Here is a 19,962-nt window from a genome sequence, read left to right on the forward strand (position 1 = left end):
TGTTATTAACTTTACCGGCATAATATTCTGTTCTGGCTTCATCCATAACAGTCTTCATGTTATCTGTAACTATTTCATCCGGAATGCCACCAAGTGTTTCAAATGCATCATCAAGAAACAAAAAGAGTATATCCTGTGTTTTAGAAAGTGAAACCCTGTATACTCTGAATCTTGAATATGAAAGCAACAGGACAAAAATATTCACTTCTATAACTTCACCTGAAGAAAGAATAAACGGAATAGATTCTTTCCAATCAAGCTGAGCCTGTTTACCCATAGGTGTTTCATATCTGACAGTAACCTTATTGGTATTTGATGGTCTGCTTTTTCTGAAATATGAATCGAATTCAGGATATTTCCTGAGATAATGACAGAAGTTACAATAAACGCCTTTAAAGCCATGATTATCAACCAAATATTGCCATAATACTTTTCTGTAGTAGAATACCTGCTGATTTTTATCTGATAACAACTCTGTAATAGTATCATAAAAAGATGTAATGCAATCATCACAGTTCCTTGTTTCTGGCTTTGTATATCCATTTATATATTTATCAACAGTTCGCCTATCTACCTCTAATTCTCTAGCTATTTGACTTTTATTAATCTTCAATGTGCCATCCTCCAAAAATGGTTTTAACTTGTACAGGTCATTAACACTTTCTATTCTTATATCTGTTATGATTTGATGCTTTAGCATCATTATGAGTTCCTCCTTGCAACTCACATATCATAACATTTGTACATTCTTATTTAATATTTATTGTACATACTTAAGTATAACTTTATATATTGTAAATATTATGGAGTGGTGTACATACTCTTTCATACAGGAATGCACATATCGGAATTTTGTGGTCTGACACTAAAGGATATTGATCTTGAGAAAATGACAGTGAATATCGATTACCAGTTGCGGAGAACATCGGATATGCAATATATCATCGAAACAACAAAAACAGATGCCGGAACAAGGGTTGCCGATCACAGAGGATGTGGCACAGATGTTTCAGGCAATCATCGAGGACAGGAATGCTCCCAAAGTGGAAAAATCCATTGATGGCTACAGTGGATTCCTGTTTTACTATGACAATGGAATGCCCCTTGTAGCAATGCACTGGCAGCACCGATTCAACCACATGGTCGGCAGATACAATGACATTTATCGGGTGCAGATGCCAAACATCACGCCTCATGTATGCCGACACACCTATTGCAGCAATATGGCAAAATCGGGAATGAATCCCAAGAAACTGCAGTACCTCATGGGGCATTCGGATATATCGGTCACAATGAATGTGTACACGCATATCGGATTTGATGATGCCGAGGAAGAATTGAAACGGATGTAAGAGTTTAGGAAAGCACAGGCAGAGGTTGGGCGGAAGAAGGAGAAACCGATGTCACAGAAGATGTTTAAGGTAATTTGATATGGAAGATAGGTAACGCTCTGGCTTATGCTGGGGCGTTTTTTCTATGGAAAAGAAGTGGAAATGACGATATAATAATAAATAAAGGAAATGAGTCTTTGATGGAGGTGCAATTATGAAAATTAGAATTCCCGATATAAATGATAACGAAAGTTTCATTGAAGGTAAGCAGTCAATAGTTTTATTAGGAGCTAATGGAGCGGGAAAAACTAGAATGAGTGTGTGGATTGATGAAAATAACCCAGAATTAAATGTACATAGAATTTCAGCACAAAAATCGCTTGATATGCCAGAATATGTAAGCCCAACTGAACTAAAAAAGGCGGAGGATCGTTTTTTATATGGAACTACTGATGATAATAGAATATGGCTTGAAAAGGATGGAAAAAGATATAGTCGATGGGGAAATAATCCTGAAACTCATATGTTGAATGATTATCAGCCTCTCATGGAATTTTTGATGACAGAAAATTTTGAAAAAAGTATTGAATACCGAGAAAAACACAAGGAAGGTAATCAAGAATTTGATAATGAGACGAAATTGGAAAAGATAAAGAAAATATGGGAAAAGGTGATAACACACAGAAGGTTACAAATTTCTGCTGGAAAGATTGAGGTTGAAAGTGTAGATGGTAATTCGGATAAATATAATGGTAATGCTATGAGTGATGGTGAAAGAGCAATTTTTCATTACATTGCTGAAGTAGTTTCAGCAAAAGATAATTCTTTAATTATTATAGATGAACCAGAAAATCATTTGCATAATTCAATATTAGAAAGACTTTGGAATGAGATAGAGGCTGAAAGACAGGATTGTGTATACTTATATATAACACATAATTTGGATTTTGCCAGAACTAGGAATAATACACAAATTGTTTGGATAAAAAATATGATTGATAAACAAAAGTGGGATTATGAATTATTAAATTCAAATGATTTTTCAGATGATTTATTACTTGAGATATTAGGTAATAGGCATGGAGTATTGTTTGTGGAAGGAACACCGGATAAAAGTATTGATCGAAAATTGTATTCTAGGTTATTCCCTAAATATAACATTATTCCCTTAGAGGGGTGTGCGTCAGTTATACAAGCTACAAAAGCATATAACAAATTGCCAATGTTACATTACAAGACAATAAAAGGAATTGTTGATAGAGATAGAAGAACTGAAGGTGAGATAAACTCGCTATTGCAGGATAAAATATATGTACCTTCTGTTGCGGAGATTGAAAATTTATTTTTGATTCCACAAGTTATTGAACTGGTTGCTAGAAAGCAAAGTATTGAGAATGTAGATGTTTTGTTAGAACAAACGAAAGAAAAAACAATAGAATTTTTGAAGTTACATTTAGAAGAACAAGCGTTGTTGTTTACAAAGAAAAGGTGTCAAAATACAATTAATAATGTTTGTAACCAATCAACACAAACAATTGATGATTATAAAACATCTTTAGATGAAATAGTAGATAAGGTAAAACCGCAAGAAGAGTACAGTAAGGCATGTAAGCAATTACAGAAAATTGTAGATGATAAAGATTATCTTGCATCGCTTAGAGTGATAAATAATAAAGGCCTTTTGCCTTTTACAAATGTGTCAAATGCGTTTGGATGGAAAAAGCAAAATTATATTGATTATGTAATTAGGTTGCTTGGAATCCAAGATGGTACTTCAGAGGAGTTGTGTAATATATTTGGAAATTATGTTACATTGGGAGACTAAAAATGCCTTAGTAGTAAGAATCTTCGTTTTACTACCAATTTTACTACTAACAGGTAGTAACAACTTGCTCCATCTTGCCCTATTTTGCCAAGAGTGCAGCAAAAATACACATTTACAAATCCCTAGAAACCTTCGCAAAACGGGGCATTCCAGGGCAAATCAAGGAGAAACAAAACTATGATAAAAATACAAGAAACGCCTGTGGCGATTCTTTTTATCTGCCACGGCAATATACGTGTATTCGCCTGAAATGCCCGTAAAATCAGGGCTTTCAAAAACTAACAGGATAATTTACCCCTGTTTTGCCCCTGAAATAGTAATGGAATTATAGGGCTACCCGATAATGATAACAGAATTGCCAAAAGTCTTATTGATATTCGCATTAAGCTGAGACCGTTTCTCAGCTTTTTTACGTTATAGAGAGATTATACGGATTTAGAATTACTAATGGCTTTAATGAACATAAGTTTAGATTAATTGCTGGGTGCTTTTGTTATAGAAAAATTTTGAAGAAGACGATATAATAAAAGCAACTGATTTTATTGAAATGAGAGAGTGCATGTAGAACATAGGATTTTATGATGAATATTTGTCACGAATGGGAAATTTAAAAGATAAGCCAGATTTGGCTACAGCATATAAAATAGAATATTTAAAAACAATAATAAAAGGTGATAAGGTTTATAAATTTATTTCATTTCAAGAAAATGCTGTAATTAAATTACAAACACGGAAAGAACAAAAAATATGGTTTTCTTTTTATAAGACACTGAATGATAATCATGAATTCCAAATTAATTATAAGATAAAAAAGTTAGTAGTAGAACTATAAACGGGGCGTAGTGAAGACTATATAAAGTTAATAACTAATTTTTTTACTGAGATGGGGTAGTAAATTTGGATTAAGTATATTAATTTGTAAAGTATTGGAGGTTTTGTTGTATGGCAACTCATATGAGTATAAGGTTAGCATGGCATAGTGAGGGATGGAATGGACATTTTTGTAAGAAGCCATGCGAGAATACCTATTGTATCGGACAACATTCATATCCGGGTAATTTGATTGCTAGCACCAGAAATCTGGAGTTTGAAACGGAGCACGCAGGAGAATCATGCTCAAAATATCCTTGTGGGGCAGCTTGTGGTTTGAGCGTTAATGCATTTGGTAAAGATTCAATTACAGTAGAAGTAGAACCACCATCTTTTTGGAAAGCAGGAGACGCAAATTCAATAAATATTACTTTGCCACCATCAACTGTTTGTACTTGGTGTTATGAAGTTATGTATAATGATGATGTTGAAACAAAAGGCGGGAGTACACAGAAGTACAATTATGATAAAAGGAAGGCTGGTGCAGAACGATATTTTGCACAGTTTGAGCCAGAGAAATCCTTGATTTTTTATTATGCGGGATATAGCAATCCTTTTAGTGAGGATGAACAAAATAACTATGTTATTGTGGGTATTTCTCGGGTAAAGAAGATTGGTGATACATATTATTACGATAATACAAGTGAAGAAGTTAAAAGAAAGTATTCAGGTGGTTTCGTATGGCAGAAGCCAGTTACTTCAACATATCCTAATGAAGGTTTTTGTATTCCTTACTGGAAATATATGGATGATGAAGATTTAATTGAGAAACTTGTAATAAAACCGCAGAATAAATCACCATTTAAGTATGGAAGCAGAGAGGTTAGTAATGACGATGCTATTGAAGTTATAAATCAGTTAATAGCAGTTGTAGAAACTCTGATTGAAATAGAAGATGATTCAGAGGATTGGAGTAAGAGAAAAGAATGGTTGAATAGTGTCTTGAGTGAATTGTGGACTGCTAGAGGACCATTTCCAGGATTTCCATCAATTATGGAATATATGGGACTTAATAATCTTATATCCAAGTATATTAGTCTTACCGTTAATTCAGAAATGAAACGGTTTAGAGATGATGTAAGGTCGTTCGTTGATGGTAAAATCGATGTAGTTGCAGGAATTGCACCATCTAAGGCTGATATGAAAAAGATTAGACGAGAATATCAGTTGCTTGGTAAAACTACTACAGATTTTATGTTTGATATATTGGCACGTTTTGATCTTAGGGCAGATCAGGTCAAAGCTATTATTTCTGACGACAGAGAGAATGTATCTATTACAGCATCTATTAAAGAGATGGCGGAAAATCCATATATTATTTTTGAACAGTATGTAGGATATGACTCAGACGACACTATTCCATTTTATAAAATTGATAATGGAGTTATACCTTCGCCGGAATATGGTATTGATGAAATTTTGGATAATGGGTCAACAGAAAGATTTAGAGCTTTTTGTGTCGATGAACTAAATAAAATTGCTGCACATTCTTTTGGTAAAGCAGAATCGATATTAAAGATGGTTAATGCAAGAATAGATTGTTTGCCAGAGTGGAAGCACTATGTGTACAAGATGCAGAATTTTAATGTTGAACAAGATATTTTAGATGGCGCACTTGTACAGAAAAAAGCTGAAGATGACGTTTTATATCTTTATCTTAAATCAACATATGAAGATGAAAGAATTGTTGAACAGGTATTAAGAGATCTTGCAGAGCGACCTGACATTCAACTCAAGATGGCAATTACGCCAGAAAAATTTAAAAAGGGGTTAAAAGTTGAAGATTCGCCTCTTCTGGAAAAAGCGACAGATGAGTATCATAAGATTTTGGATCACCAGGCAAATATTTGTATGCAGATATTTGCAAAACCGCTGTGTGTGCTTTCAGGAGCTGCGGGTACTGGTAAAACAACAGTTATAAGAGCAATCCTTGAGAACATCGATAGAGTACACGGTGTTGGAACAAGTTTTTTATTATTGGCGCCTACTGGAAAGGCGGCAGAAAGAATTAAAACACAGACAGGTAAAAATTCATCTACAATACATTCTCATTTAGCGAAGTGTGGATGGATCAATAAGAATTTTACATTAAAGCGTAGTGGCGGAGCAACAAGTGAAGATGTAAACACTATCATTATTGACGAGTGTTCAATGATTGATTTGAATTTGTTTGCAACACTTATGCGGTCTATTAATTGGAACAGTGTTCAAAGATTAATTCTCATTGGTGATCCGAACCAGCTTCCACCTATTGGAAGAGGAAGAGTATTCGCAGATGCAATTGAATGGTTAAAAGAAGAATTTCCAGATAATGTTGGAACATTGATTGATAATATTCGTCAGCTTGTTAATACTGTTGAAGGTAATGGCCATGGTATACTAGATTTAGCTGATATATTCATTCAAGAACATCAACAGATGGAGAATGAAGATGAAACTTCTAAGCGTAAAGCAGCAAGAGAAGATTTGTTTGAACAAATAGTTGAAAATGGTAATGGAGACATAGACAAGGATTTGGGTGTTTATTTTTGGAATGAACAGGAAGAACTCGAAAACCTTCTTTCAAATGTTATGTTGCGAGATATGCAATTATATACAGGAATGGAATTAGATCCTAAAAATGTTGATAAACTTTGGCATCAGATGATTAGAGATGAAGAAGGAAAAAGTAATCCAGAAATAATTCAGGTTATTTCACCATATCGTGGAGAGTTTTATGGAACTGATTCTTTGAACACATTAATGCAAAGAACATTTAATCCTGATTGGAGTAAGAAACAGCTTGATGGAATTGGATATTACGATAAGGTAATTCAGTTTAGAAATAGACCACAGTCAGATCCCGCGTATGCGTACCAAGACGCGTCGAGAAAAAATATAAAATCTGAAATTTTCAATGGTGAGATTGGACTTACGATGATTCACGGATTAGATTCGTATGCTCCAAAGGGGCAGCAACCTAAGTATAAATGGCAAGGCAATGTTGAAAGATTACAGGTTGCATTCTCAGGGAAGACCAGACAAGGATTGAGATATAACTTTGGAAATAAGCTTGGGCAGGATGAAGATGGCAAGTGGATACCTGAACAAAAAGTAATAGATAACCTGGAATTAGCCTATGCAATAAGCGTTCATAAATCTCAAGGTTCAGAGTTTGATTATGTATATATAGTAATTCCTCATAAGGAAAGCCATTTGCTCTCTATGGAGTTACTTTATACTGCTATAACTCGTGCACAGAAAAAAGTTACGATTTTTATTCAGCAAGATATAAGTACGCTTACAACATTGAGTCATATGGAAAAGTCAGCGGTGAGAAAGATTAATTCATCCGTATTTAAATTTACGCCTTTACCAGACGTTGTTTTGTATGCTGGTTCAAAGTGGTATGAATCTGGGAAGAAGATAGCAACACTTTCACAATATTTTGTAAGGTCAAAATCTGAAGCCATTATTGTAAATTTACTTGTAGACAGGGAGATTCCATTTAAATACGAAGAGCCATTATATGCTCCAGATGGAACAATGTTTTTGCCTGATTTTACAGTTACATTTAGGGGAGAAGAATATTATTGGGAACATATCGGAAGAATTAACGATCCCCAATATATGGCACATTGGACTCGAAAGGAAGCCTGGTATAATAGGCATTTTCCTGGCAGATTGTTAATTACATTTGAAGGAAACGAGCTTACTACAGATGCGGTTGCATTGATTGAACAGCATAAGTAGATGCGTGAATTACTGTAGAAGAGAGGTGTGTTAGATGAATAAGAAAGAAGAAACATACTTTTTAGCTTTATCAGAAGATAGATCTGAAATAGCTAATGTTCTAGACCGACGTGCTGTTAGAGGATATAAGGATAGTGTTGTTGAGAAATATTCTGATCAGGCACACTTTATTTATGAATTATTGCAAAATGCGGATGATGCCTGTGCAACAAGGGCTAGATTTATACTTGAAGAAAATAGGCTTATTTTTGCACATAATGGTTCAAGACATTTTTCTGTATCTAACCCTGCAAATGAAGATGTGGATTCAGAGAATAAAACATTAGGTGATATTAATGCTATCACTTCTATTGCTAACTCAAATAAAACAGGGGCATCAATTGGTAAGTTTGGTGTTGGATTTAAGGCTGTATTTCAATATACTCAAACTCCATATATTTATGATCCGAATTTCAGGTTTAAGATTGAAAGATTTATTGTACCGGTTATGCTAACAGATGATTTCCCTGGCAGAAGATTTGATGAAACATTATTTGTATTTCCGTTCAATCATCATGAGAGAGATGCAGCGGAAGCTTATAGTGACATATCTAATAAATTAAGAAATCTTTCGTATCCTTTATTATTTTTGACACGTTTAAAGTATATCGAATTTGAATTTGATAATGTTCTTGGTTTGTATGGGAAGGATATAAAGGAAACAATAAAACTTGATGGGACAATTGCTGAGCATATGATTCTTACTCAGAATGCAGGTGATGATTTATATGATGAGGATTTATGGCTCTTTTCTCGTCTAGACGAATGTGAACGTAGATATTCAGTTGGGTTCTTTGTGGATAGGGAAGGACATCTGAGACCTGTTAATGAACCTGCATTTTGCTTCTTTCCAACTAAGGAAGTTACAAATTTGAATTTTATTTTACATGCGCCATTCCTGTTGACAGATAGCCGTGAAGGTATTCGTGCGGGGGTTGTTCATAATGATAAGATGATAAAAAGATTAGCGGATTTGGCTGCTGATTCTATGGAGTATCTTAGAGATATTGGTGTGAAGAAATCTAATCGTTTAATCAACGATAATATTGTCGAAATTATTCCAGTTGATGAGAGTGACTTTAGCGATCCATCTGATAAACGTAAGGTGTCATTCCTTCCATTTTATGAATCAATAAAGAAGAAGTTTGAAGTGACAGAGCTTATTCCTACATTGGATGACTATGTTATGCCAGATAATGCATATTGGGCAGCAGTACCTCAGCTTGCACAATTGTTTTCAAATGTTCAGCTTGGAGAGATAACAGAAAACAAAGATGCTCAGTGGGCTTTTGTATCTTTGGGACGTGATGAAGTTCAGAGAAATAACAAGGCATTATTTAACTATATTGAAGACTTAGTAAAAACAAATCTTAATGAAGATGCGATCATAAATGGTAGATCGAGAGATTTCTATTATAACCGTGTTTTAGGCGTAAGACAGTCACTTGAAAGTGTAAAAGGTATAACTGGTACATTTATTGAAAATCAGGAAATAAGCTGGTTACATGAGTTTTATAAGTGGTTATCGGAGACAAAACATAGAATGGATGTTAGTACAGATAAACCTATTTTTTTAGATCAGAATGGGAAAGCAGCTGCAGCTTTTGATGATGAAGAACAGTTGATTTTATTTTTGCCTGTCAAAGGTGTTGAGGGATACAAGGTTGTAAATGAAGAACTTCTAAAAAATAAAGATACTCTTGAGTTTATTAAATCGATAGGGGTTAAACAGCCTTCATTAAAAGATCAGATTTATAATATCATTTTGCCTCAATACACTAATGAAGCAGATATTGACACAAATCCACATTTTATGATTTTCTTCAATTATTACTGTAAGTGTTCAAATGAAGAGATAGAAGAATTTATAGATCTTATAAAGGCATATGATTTTTTGACGTTTTATGAGGATGGAGTTGCGTATAGAGGTCGTGCTTCAGAAATGTATATGCCTACAGATGAACTTGTTAGATATTTTGAAAGCAAGCCTTCAACTAGATTTATTGATTTGGATAGTTATAAATCAATGGTTGGTCGTGAACGTGAGAAGTATTTAATTTCATTTCTAACAGAATTAGGAGTCAAATCGTCACCATCTGTGTACACAGAAAGGAATGATGGGTATTATAGTCAGTCATCGGAGAATTTTGTAGATGGTTTGAGAGAAATAATAGAATCTGTTGAAGAATCAAAGGATTCAGATTTGTCTGCCTTTTTGTGGAAACAGCTATGTGTAATGGTTGAAACGAATAAGCTGAATTATTATGTCCTAAAAAAGACATTAAGAACAAGACCAGATGGACGTTATAAGTTTAGAACGGAATATGAGGATTCATCTACTAAAGTTGATTTGACTAGCAAGAAATGGCTTGTTAATAATGAAGGTGTATTTGTGGTTGCAAAAGAACTTACAAAGGGCGAATTATCTTCAATTTATGATATTGAAAATGAAGGAGCGGCTAGTCTGTTAGCTATTCTCGATATTTCGGATGTTGGACAATATAAGGATGAAAGTGAAGATGATAGTTACTTGACCGACACTCAACGTGAAAAGATAGAATTTGCAGATAAGTTGAATGCTTTGGGAATCAATGAAGATGACTTGGAGGACTTCAAGGAGTTTAAGAAACAAAAAGAAGCTCAAAAACGAGTTACTGAAATAGAACATAATTCTAGAAATGGTTCATCAAATGGTGGACAAAAGAATATCGAAGCTGAAGATATAGATGATTTACTTGACGATGAAGAAGATAAAGAAACTTCAGAACCAAAGGAAAAAAAGAAAATAAATAAAGCAATTACAGATGTTATTAAGGATATTGCAAGAAGGACTAAGGAAAGAGGTACTGAAGTATTCGTTTCAGAAATAACAGAAGACGATGATACGGATGAAGATGAATTAATGCCTTCTGCTATAGATTACAGTAAGAAGATAGAACGTGCAAAACAGAAAAGTGCAGCGGAAATTGATAAGATTACTTATTTTGAGGAATTACAGAAAAAGGTTCTTTCAACAGAAAGATACTCATATGGCTGGTTTACGACATTGCTTGAGATGGAGAGTATTAATGGTGATGAGACTAACTCAAGAAGTAGGGAGGTATATATAAGTTTTGCAAAGGTAGAAAAAGAACCAGGCACTAAACGTACATTAGTGTTGAAACACCCGAATCAATACATACCACAGTTTATGGAGGATTTGTCTGATATTCCTTTAGTACTTCATATGGGTGATCAGACAAAAACTGTTGCTATCGAGGTTGCAAACATTAAGTCATATACGCTTCGAGTAAAAATGAAAAATACAGAGGCTATTGATGATATTGATTTGAGCATGGTTACATCTGCAACTATTGATGCTAAAAGTCCTGCTTTCTTACTTGAAGAATTGCGTAAGCAGTTTGCAGAGTTTGAATTTGATGATGATTATAATATGCAGGAAAATTTGTGTGAGAATATCGAGTTTGTATTTGGCCCTCCAGGTACAGGAAAGACAACTCATCTAGTAAAGAATGTTTTACTGCCTATTATGAAAAATAGTAGAGAATGTAAGGTCCTTGTGTTGACTCCTACTAATAAATCAGCAGATGTCCTTGTAAATCGAATCATGGAAGTGTCTGGAAGTGACACATCATATAATGATTGGTTAGTAAGATTTGGTGCTACAGGTGAAGAGAAAATTGAGCAGAGTCCAGTGTTTAGAGATAAAACTTTTGATATAAGAACATTGGTAAAGAATGTCACAGTCACTACGATAGCAAGATTTCCTTATGATTTTTTTATGCCAGATGGTGCAAGAATATTTTTGAATGGAATGAATTGGGATTACATTATTATTGATGAAGCATCAATGATTCCTCTCGTAAATATTGTATATCCTCTTTATAAAAAGACTCCTAAGAAGTTTATTATTGCAGGCGATCCTTTTCAGATTGAACCGATTACATCTATTGACCTTTGGAAGAACGAAAATATATATACAATGGTACATTTGGATTTATTTGTTAAGCCGGAGACGATACCATATCAGTATAAAGTGGAATTTTTGACAACACAGTATCGTAGTGTTCCTGATATTGGAGATGTTTTTAGTAACTTTGCGTATGGAGGTATTTTAAAGCATTATCGTAGTGCAGATAGTCAAAGACCTTTGAATGTAGGTAATGACCTTGGAATTGAGACACTGAATGTGATCAAGTTCCCTGTAAGTAAATATGAAAGTATTTATCGCTGTAAAAGATTACAACATAGCAGTTCCTATCAGGTTTATTCAGCAATATTTACATTTGAATATGTTAGTTATTTGTCACGAGCTATAGCAGAAAACAATCCTGGAGAGTTATTTAGAATTGGAGTTATTGCACCATATAGAGCACAGGCAGATATGATTGACAAATTATTGGCATCAGAGAATTTTCCAAAAGAAGTTAATGTTCAGGTTGGGACAATTCATGGTTTCCAGGGTGATGAGTGTGACATTATATTTGCAGTATTTAATACACCGCCATCAATATCAGCGTCAAAGGAAATGTTCTTAAACAAGAAGAATATCATTAATGTTTCTATTAGTAGAGCGAGAGACTATTTATTTATTGTAATGCCGGATGACAAAACAGAGAATATTGATAATCTTCGTTTAGTTAAGAAAGTTGAGGGGCTTATTCAAAGTACAGACGCATGGAATGAATTTGCATCACCAGATTTAGAAGATTTGATGTTTGGTGATTCTAAATACTTGGAGAATAATGTCTTTTCAACCAGTCATCAAAGTGTAAATGTTTACTGTTTGCCTGAAAAAATATATGAAGTAAGAACGGAAGACACTGCTGTCGATGTTCAGATTCATAGAGCAGTAGGTCAAGCTGTACCTATAGAAAAGACAGCTAATAAGATATCAGAAGATTATGATTCTTATAATTTGGATAAGGCATTAATACCAGAAAAATTGAGAAGAAAAGCGATAGATCTTCATGTAAGAGGGGCTATAAATGGCTGGTGCTATTTGGTGCCTTATGAGGGAAAACTGAAACACTTCACTGTCAAAAAGACGGTTGGAATGTTTATTCCAATAATGAGAAATGGACAGGAAAAAATGGTTAGTGTTTCTGTTGTTGAGGAGGAGAGAATTATTTATATATCCTCTGATATGTTCAAAATATATGAACAAGGGTTAAGAGAACCTAAAGGAATTAGACTGAAAAAGAGTTTTTGTTAATTTCTGAGTTGTTTAATAAGGAAAAAGTTAATATGTAAACAAGCTTAAATAATATTTAATATAGTACTGAAATATTATTTGTAATATGAAACAAGCTCATATATCCCTTAGCCACTAAGGGCACACTTCTATACCTACCTATACGGCAGGTGATGTGCGCCCTCATTTTATTTCGGGAGTTGCGGGATAAATCCCGGTCAAGGCTAGGCCTTGCACAGACGAGGGCTGCTATCCATACACGCGGTAAACTGCTATTTTCTCTTCTTTTTGCCACGTCCGTTTCCTTTGGTAGATTTGAATGCTGTGGAATACCGTTCCACAATATCCATAAAAGTCTTGAATTCGTAAGGATCCATTTTCGTAAAATTCATTTGAAAAAGTTTGCTGTATGTCAGCATCTGCTTTTGGGTTATGCTGTCTGCTTTCTGGACTTCCTCACAGGTATCCATGAATTCATCAAAAACAGTATCATCACTTCCGGTATTGGAATCTTTTTTATGTAATTCACGTAGATTTTTTGCAATCGCAGAAATATCATTTCCCAACAGATTATCAAAATAATTATCTTCATCAATGAGAGCTGCCTTTAGTGAGCACATATAGTGGTCACTGTCAGAGAGTGCATATTTGTTTTTTATCATTGCCCGGTTGTGTTCTATGTATTTGTTCATATTGCGAATCTGAGCAGATGCCAGATTGTCAACATAGATTTCAAGGTCAGATAAAAAATCTGGAAAATGAGGATCCTTTATCATTTCACAAATCAGTCGAACATTCAGATTGTGTTCTTTTAGCAAATCTATCGTATCATCATCCAGACCGAGTTCATCAACAGGGAAAGGATGGCATTCACGGTTTTCTGTAATACCCAGTAAGTAATCACTGGTTACTCCATAGAAGCTTGCCAGAGTAATGATTACATTCACGGTAATCGCATTCTTGGTATCATCGCTTTCGTAGCTGCCTAGAGCAGATTTTGAGATTCCAGTTTTTTCGGATAGTTCTACGAGAGAGAGTCCTCGTTCGGTTCTTAAATCTTTTAACTTTTCCTGTAGCGTCAATTTACAATTCATATAGCAGAGTCCTTTTTATTTATAGCGATTAAATCCCTTTTATTATACAACAGAACATATGTTCCTATCAAGATGAATTTCCAAAAGAGTGGAAATTTTTATTTTTTTGCAAAAAATCCTACCTTTCGGATATATGGGAAATGCACTTTGAATTTGAGAAAATCTCTATACAACTTCATGAGCATTCCAAATCACTACCGCATCGGGGAAGTCAGCGATGATCCGGAAATAATTCGGAGAGCCGGCCAAGAGCGTGATAACGGCACAGTCCAAGATAGTCTATAAAGCTAAAGAAACCAGAGGTTACCTGCCAGGAAATGATGAGGGGAAATGACAAAAATGAATTTTGGATAGGGAGGATTTCAAATGGAAGAAAATGAAAAGTTACACAAGATTCGTGTAGAACTTGAAAAAGCAAAAAAAGAAAAAAAGCAGGCAGAAAGGCAGATTGTAAGAGCAGAGAATCGTTTGAAGTATCGTGAGAATCTGAGCAGGAAGGCAAGAACACATAGATTAATTGTGCTTGGTGCGGTTATGGAACAGTATTTTCCGGAACTAAAAGAGTTATCGGAAGTACAGCTTGGTCAGATGATGGAGCATCTAGATATCAATGCACTTCATGGAGCGTTTAATAAGGCATTAGTAAATAGCAGACAGGAGGATTGCTGATGGCGATTTATCATTTTCATGTAACACAGGTTTCCAGAGGGAAGGGGCAGTCAGCAATCGCAGCAGCAGCGTATCGAGCTGGTGAAAGACTACAGGATCATTATTATGGAGAATATGCAGATTATACAGCAAAAGGTGGAGTGGTTTATACCGAGATTATAGTTCCAGAGTATGTGCCGGAGTCTTTTCGTGACAGGGAAATGTTATGGAATGAAGTAGAGAGGGTAGAGATGCATCCGAAAGCACAGCTTGCATATAGCTTTGATTTTGCACTTATGAATGAATTTTCAATGGAAGAAAACATTATACTTGCAAAAAGATTTATAAAAGAAAACTTCATTGCTAAAGGAATGATCGCTGATATGGCTGTTCATAATCCCGACAAAAAGGAAAGAGATAATCCTCATGTTCATGTGCTCTGTCCAATCAGACCAATGAATACGGATGGAACATGGGGAGAAAAGCAGAGAAGAGAATACCTTTTTGATGAGGGTGGAAAGCCTGTTCTTGACAGTAAAGGACATCAGAAATTCAATGCGGTTCCTACAACAGATTGGGGCAGACCAGAAACGCTGGAAACATGGAGGAAAGCCTGGGCGGATATGATAAACGACGAATTTCAGAAAAAAGGAATGCAGGAGAGGATTGATCACAGGAGTTATGAAGCACAGGGAATTATGCTGATTCCACAGATTCATGAAGGACCAAATGTACGAAAGATGGAGGCAAAAGGAATTCGCACAGAGAAAGGAAGCCTTAATCGTCTGATTAAAGAAATCAATCAGGGAATTCTTTTGTTAAAGGAAAAGGTCAAAGATATTATGGATGTTATTTCTGAACTATCGGAGGAAATGCATAGAAACGAGAAATCCACAAAATCAGATCTTCCACAGTGTCTACAAAAGTATTTTGCGGACAGAAATGAAATGGCTGAATCTTATAGTTATGGAAAAAACAAGGCAAGAAAAACAAATTTGAAGAAAATGGCGGAATTATTGGTTTATCTGGAAGAACATCATATTTCGACGATTGAAGAATTAAATGAGCATGTGAAAGGTAAGAAAGCGGAGCTTGGAATACTGGGGCAAGTAAATCGTCGGAAGAAAGCGGATATTGCTGAATTCAAGGAAAATCTCAGATATTTAAACTGGTATGAAGAAGGAATCCCGGTAATAGGTGAGATTGAAAAAAGAAAATTCAATAAGGCAAAGGAGCGCATCAAAGCAGAGAATGGCGATACGCTTCGCAGATATCATATAGCAAAAAGAATTCTCACAGAAAAAGGTCTGTTAGGAAAAATGGATAAAACAGCCTTACAGCAGGAAATCAGCAGATTGAAAGCTGAAACAAAAGAAAATTATGCAAGGTATAAGACACTGTCGAAAGATATTAAACAGCTTCAAGATATCTGTATGCTTTCTCAGAAACCCAAAGAACAGAAGAAGCAGAAAGCGAAGGAGGAGAACATTTTATGAGATTATTTGAAGCAGTAAAAGCAAATGTAACTGCAAGTCAGGCAGCTGCTTATTGCGGATTTACACCTAATAGGTCAAAGATGATTTGCTGTCCTTTCCATAATGATAAGCACCCAAGTATGAAAGTTGATAAGAGATATTATTGCTTTGGATGTGGAGAACATGGAGACGCCATAGATTTTGTGGCAAAGTACTATGGTTTAGCACTTAAAGAAGCAGCGATGAAACTGGCGGATGATTTTGGAATCGATTATGACAGGAAGATACCGGCATCTATAGAGATAAAGAGGGCGCAGATAAAACAGAATCAAGAGAGATTGCAAAAAAAGCAGATTCGGGATTTGTGTAAGGAACTGTCGGAATTGCATTCTTTCTTAAGAGAAAAGAAGCAAAAGCCGGTAACAAACGGAAATTTTACAAGCCTGAAATCCTATATTGATGACTTTGAATATGTGGATCATCTCTATGAATATTACATTTTGGAAGCATCAGATCAGACGAAAAAACAGGAGTATAAGCATATATTGGAGGAGGTTATAAGAATTGAGCGAAAATACGGAAAAGAATACAACGGGCGAAGTATACAGGATGTTGGAATTGTCGGAGAAAAACAAGCCATTTAATACAATTGATAATGCAGTTTTAATACTGAATAATGATCCGTTATTTGCCGGAAATATCAAGGATAATCTTTTTAGGGAAAGAATAGAATTGGATGGAAATATGCCGTGGAGCAGGAGCTATGTGGATGTAACGGATAAGGATGATATTCATATCAGGCATTATATAGAAAAGACGTATCACTACAGGAATGATAAGGCTGTGCGTGATGCTATGCAGATTGTGGCAACGGAGAATGAATACCATCCAGTCAGAAATTGATTGAAATCGTTGGAGTGGGATGGCACAGAGCGTGTGCGATATGCATTGCCTCATTTTTTGGGAACATCTGGAAGTGATTATGAGTATGAATGTCTGAAACTTTTTATGCTAGGGGTTATTAGCAGAGTATTTAAACCGGGATGTAAGTTTGAATATATGTTATGTCTTGTAGGTGGACAGGGAGCCGGAAAATCTACATTTATAAGATTTATGTGTATGCAGGACAGATGGTTTACGGACGATATCAAAAGACTTGATGATGATAAGGTGTATGAGCATCTTATGGGGCACTGGATATGTGAAATGGCAGAAATGCTGGCTGTTCTTAATACGAAGTATAACGAGGCTACCAAAGCATTTTTAAGTAAGCAATATGATAATTACAGAAAACCATATGGGACAAGGGCAGAAGATATTCCAAGACAATGTGTATTTGCAGGAACATCTAAAGTTATTAACTTTCTGCCACTAGACAGGAGTGGAAATCGTAGATTTTTACCTATTATGTGTGACGCATCCAGAGCGGAAGTACATATTCTGGAAAATGAAGCAGAATCACGCGTTTACATAGAACAGATGTGGGCAGAAATCATGGTCATATACAGACAAGGGAAAATCAGGTTGAAACTACCCAAAGGGATAGAAAAACATCTGATAGAGTACCAGAGACCATTTTGCAGGAAGATACCTGGACAGGATTGATACGGGAGTGGCTTGATCATACATCTAATCAGGTGGTATGTGTGCAGCAGATATATAACGAAGCACTTAAAGAATTGGGAAAGCCAAGAAATAGCGAAGCAAGGGAAATAGGACAGATTATGAATGGCACAGTTACGGGATGGAAGGCATATCCCAATCCGAGAAATATCCCTGGGTATGGAAAACAGCGTGGATGGATGCGCGTGGAAACAAAGTCCGGAAACAATGATGAAACATTTATGCCAGTTGAAGCAACACAGATGGAAATACCATTTGATGTAGAGAAATAGGGAATTTCAGGGAATGTATAACAATATGATGAAAAGAAAAATAAGTTTTATAAGTCTGTTGCCAGACTTTGTTGCCGGCAGCAGATAAGGAAGGGAGAAAGCGTGAATCAGGTTAATTTATATGTAGAAAGAAATATAACACAAAAAGAAGTACCAGCAATTGTGCCATTAGCTTATCAGGCTGTAGGTATGCTTAATCAGAAAATTGGTGAAGCACAGAGGATTGCACAGGAATTTAATAAGAAACAGATAACTTATGAGGAAAGAGTTCCATTGTGGAAAAGATATGCACTCAGTATTCAAGAGGCAGCCAAATATTTTGGCATTGGAGAGAAAAGGTTATATCAGATTATAGCAGAGCATGAGGAAGAGGATTTTATTCTTGAGATAGGAGCACATATTAAAATTAAACGTGAATTGTTTGGGCAGTTCTTAGATAAAGCGACATGTGTGTAGGTAGTGTCAGAATTCTGCCATAGTAAACCGGCAATTTTGCTATGTAAAAAGGGCTTCCCATATGATATACTTTTCGTATCGGGTAGTCCTTTTCTGATCAAGAAAGGAGACTAACTAATATGAGTGAAAAAGGGAGAGACAGCAAAGGACGTATATTACACCACGGAGAGGTTCAACAGAAAGACGGAAGATATCGATTTAAATATTATGACAGCACAGGAAAAGACAGATATTTATATAGCTGGCGCTTAGACAGGAATGATAAAACTCCGGCAGGAAAGCGTACAGGTCCATCACTAAGAGAACTGGAGAAAAAACTTCAGGCAGATATGTTTGACCATATTGTTACAAATGGCGGAAATCTGACAGTGCTGGAACTGGTTGAGAAATATATTGCAACACGAACCGGTGTCAGAAATTCTACGAGAGCTGGTTATAAAACTACAATCAATTTTCTCAAAAAAGATCCTTTTGGTAGTAGAAGAATCGATACAGTCAGGATTTCAGATGCAAAGTTATGGCTGATTGGATTGCAACAGCAGCATGGAAAAAGTTATAGTGTGATTCATTCTATAAGAGGTGTGCTTAGACCGGCATTTCGGATGGCTCTAGATGATGATTTAATCAGGCGTAATCCATTTGAGTTTGAATTGGCAACAGTGATTGTTAATGACAGTGTCACGAGAGAAGCCATTACACTGGAACAGGAACGGAAATATCTGGAATTTGTAAAGAATGATGCTCATTTTAAAAGATATTATGAAGGAATCTTTATTCTATTCAAAACCGGACTTAGAATCTCCGAGTTTGTAGGATTAACAATTAAAAATATTGATTTTACCAATCACAAGATTATCGTGGATCATCAGCTTATTCGGACAAGCGATATGACATACATGATTGAAGCTCCTAAGACAGAGAGCGGTGTGAGAGAAATTCCAATGACACCAGATGTTGAGGATGCATTTAGAACAATCATTAAAAATCGCAAGAAACCTAAGGTTGAACCAATGGTGGATGGTTATTCGGGATTCTTATATCTGGATAAGAATGACATGCCGATGGTTGCACTTCACTGGGAAAAATATTTTCAACATATCTTGCAGAAATATAACAATATCTATAGAGTGCAAATGCCAAAGGTGACACCACATGTGTGCAGACATACGTTCTGCTCCAATATGGCGAAAAGCGGAATGAACCCAAAGAGCCTGCAGTATATCATGGGACACTCGGATATCAGTGTTACCTTAAATACTTATACACATGTAAAATTTGAAGATGCACAGGAAGAAATGCGAAAGATACAGGCTGTGTAAACGCACAGGGGCAAAACAAGATTTTATACCCCTGTTTGTGCCCCTAATACTGACGATATTATGCCGGATTATGAGATGATATGC

General features: G+C 35.5%; 10 protein-coding genes and 3 pseudogenes. 11 read left to right on the top strand and 2 right to left on the bottom strand.

All coding sequences use genetic code 11. The annotated features are described in order from the left end of the window. Positions 1–703: pseudogene (locus H8S01_RS10895) on the bottom strand (IS21 family transposase); the annotation flags it as partial. A gap of 84 nt (positions 704–787) precedes the next feature. On the opposite strand from H8S01_RS10895, the pseudogene H8S01_RS14475 reads away from it, so the two are divergent. From H8S01_RS14475 to H8S01_RS10920, 5 genes and pseudogenes are all read left to right on the top strand, one after another. After that, positions 788–1,430 (top strand): annotated as a pseudogene (locus H8S01_RS14475) (site-specific integrase); the annotation flags it as partial. A gap of 115 nt (positions 1,431–1,545) precedes the next feature. Next, positions 1,546–3,156, top strand: a complete 1,611-nt coding sequence (locus H8S01_RS10905; RefSeq protein WP_186837226.1) for a DUF4435 domain-containing protein — start codon at positions 1,546–1,548, stop codon at positions 3,154–3,156. A gap of 598 nt (positions 3,157–3,754) precedes the next feature. Further along, a complete protein-coding gene (locus H8S01_RS10910) occupies positions 3,755–3,988 on the top strand; it encodes a hypothetical protein (RefSeq protein ID WP_186837227.1) in 234 nt (77 codons plus the stop codon). Positions 3,989–4,098: 110 nt separating this feature from the next. After that, positions 4,099–7,758, top strand: a complete 3,660-nt coding sequence (locus H8S01_RS10915) for an ATP-dependent DNA helicase (RefSeq protein ID WP_186837228.1) — start codon at positions 4,099–4,101, stop codon at positions 7,756–7,758. Between the two features lie 34 nt (positions 7,759–7,792). Then, positions 7,793–13,012 (top strand): AAA domain-containing protein, encoded by a 5,220-nt coding sequence (locus tag H8S01_RS10920; RefSeq protein WP_186837229.1) that lies wholly within the window; start codon positions 7,793–7,795, stop codon positions 13,010–13,012. Between the two features lie 251 nt (positions 13,013–13,263). Here H8S01_RS10920 and H8S01_RS10925 read toward each other — a convergent pair whose 3' ends face one another. Further along, positions 13,264–14,085, bottom strand: coding sequence for a helix-turn-helix domain-containing protein (locus tag H8S01_RS10925; protein ID WP_186837230.1), 822 nt, complete (start codon positions 14,083–14,085; stop codon positions 13,264–13,266). A gap of 366 nt (positions 14,086–14,451) precedes the next feature. On the opposite strand from H8S01_RS10925, the gene H8S01_RS10930 reads away from it, so the two are divergent. The 6 genes and pseudogenes from H8S01_RS10930 (at position 14,452) to H8S01_RS10965 (ending at position 19,878) form a co-directional block, all read left to right on the top strand. Continuing rightward, positions 14,452–14,754, top strand: coding sequence for a DUF3847 domain-containing protein (locus H8S01_RS10930; RefSeq protein ID WP_186837231.1), 303 nt, complete (start codon positions 14,452–14,454; stop codon positions 14,752–14,754). Then, positions 14,754–16,229 carry a MobQ family relaxase gene (gene mobQ / locus H8S01_RS10935; protein WP_186837232.1) on the top strand — a complete coding sequence of 492 codons (1,476 nt, stop codon included), beginning with the start codon at positions 14,754–14,756 and terminating at the stop codon, positions 16,227–16,229. Before H8S01_RS10930 ends, mobQ begins: the two co-directional genes overlap by 1 nt. Then, entirely contained in the window at positions 16,226–16,852 is a 627-nt protein-coding gene (locus tag H8S01_RS10940; RefSeq protein WP_186837233.1) for a CHC2 zinc finger domain-containing protein, read from the top strand. Before mobQ ends, H8S01_RS10940 begins: the two co-directional genes overlap by 4 nt. After that, positions 16,818–18,103: pseudogene (locus tag H8S01_RS14540) on the top strand (VapE domain-containing protein). Before H8S01_RS10940 ends, H8S01_RS14540 begins: the two are co-directional and overlap by 35 nt. 102 nt (positions 18,104–18,205) lie before the next feature. Next, positions 18,206–18,559 carry an excisionase gene (locus H8S01_RS10960; protein ID WP_330605596.1) on the top strand — a complete coding sequence of 118 codons (354 nt, stop codon included), beginning with the start codon at positions 18,206–18,208 and terminating at the stop codon, positions 18,557–18,559. A 119-nt stretch (positions 18,560–18,678) separates the two neighbouring features. Further along, positions 18,679–19,878 carry a site-specific integrase gene (locus tag H8S01_RS10965; protein WP_186837237.1) on the top strand — a complete coding sequence of 400 codons (1,200 nt, stop codon included), beginning with the start codon at positions 18,679–18,681 and terminating at the stop codon, positions 19,876–19,878. The last annotated feature ends 84 nt before the right edge of the window (positions 19,879–19,962 follow it).

It is taken from the genome of Lachnospira hominis (ex Liu et al. 2021), from assembly GCF_014287955.1.
Taxonomy (GTDB): domain Bacteria; phylum Bacillota; class Clostridia; order Lachnospirales; family Lachnospiraceae; genus Lachnospira; species Lachnospira hominis.

Bases quoted from the DNA above. Each gene is read 5' to 3' on its own strand.
- H8S01_RS10965 (WP_186837237.1), top strand. From the start codon at position 18,679: ATGAGTGAAAAAGGGAGAGACAGCAAAGGACGTATATTACACCACGGA.
- H8S01_RS10940 (WP_186837233.1), top strand. From the start codon at position 16,226: ATGAGATTATTTGAAGCAGTAAAAGCAAATGTAACTGCAAGTCAGGCA.
- H8S01_RS10930 (WP_186837231.1), top strand. From the start codon at position 14,452: ATGGAAGAAAATGAAAAGTTACACAAGATTCGTGTAGAACTTGAAAAA.
- H8S01_RS10925 (WP_186837230.1), bottom strand. From the start codon at position 14,085: ATGAATTGTAAATTGACGCTACAGGAAAAGTTAAAAGATTTAAGAACC.
- mobQ (WP_186837232.1), top strand. From the start codon at position 14,754: ATGGCGATTTATCATTTTCATGTAACACAGGTTTCCAGAGGGAAGGGG.
- H8S01_RS10915 (WP_186837228.1), top strand. From the start codon at position 4,099: ATGGCAACTCATATGAGTATAAGGTTAGCATGGCATAGTGAGGGATGG.
- H8S01_RS10920 (WP_186837229.1), top strand. From the start codon at position 7,793: ATGAATAAGAAAGAAGAAACATACTTTTTAGCTTTATCAGAAGATAGA.
- H8S01_RS10905 (WP_186837226.1), top strand. From the start codon at position 1,546: ATGAAAATTAGAATTCCCGATATAAATGATAACGAAAGTTTCATTGAA.
- H8S01_RS10910 (WP_186837227.1), top strand. From the start codon at position 3,755: ATGGGAAATTTAAAAGATAAGCCAGATTTGGCTACAGCATATAAAATA.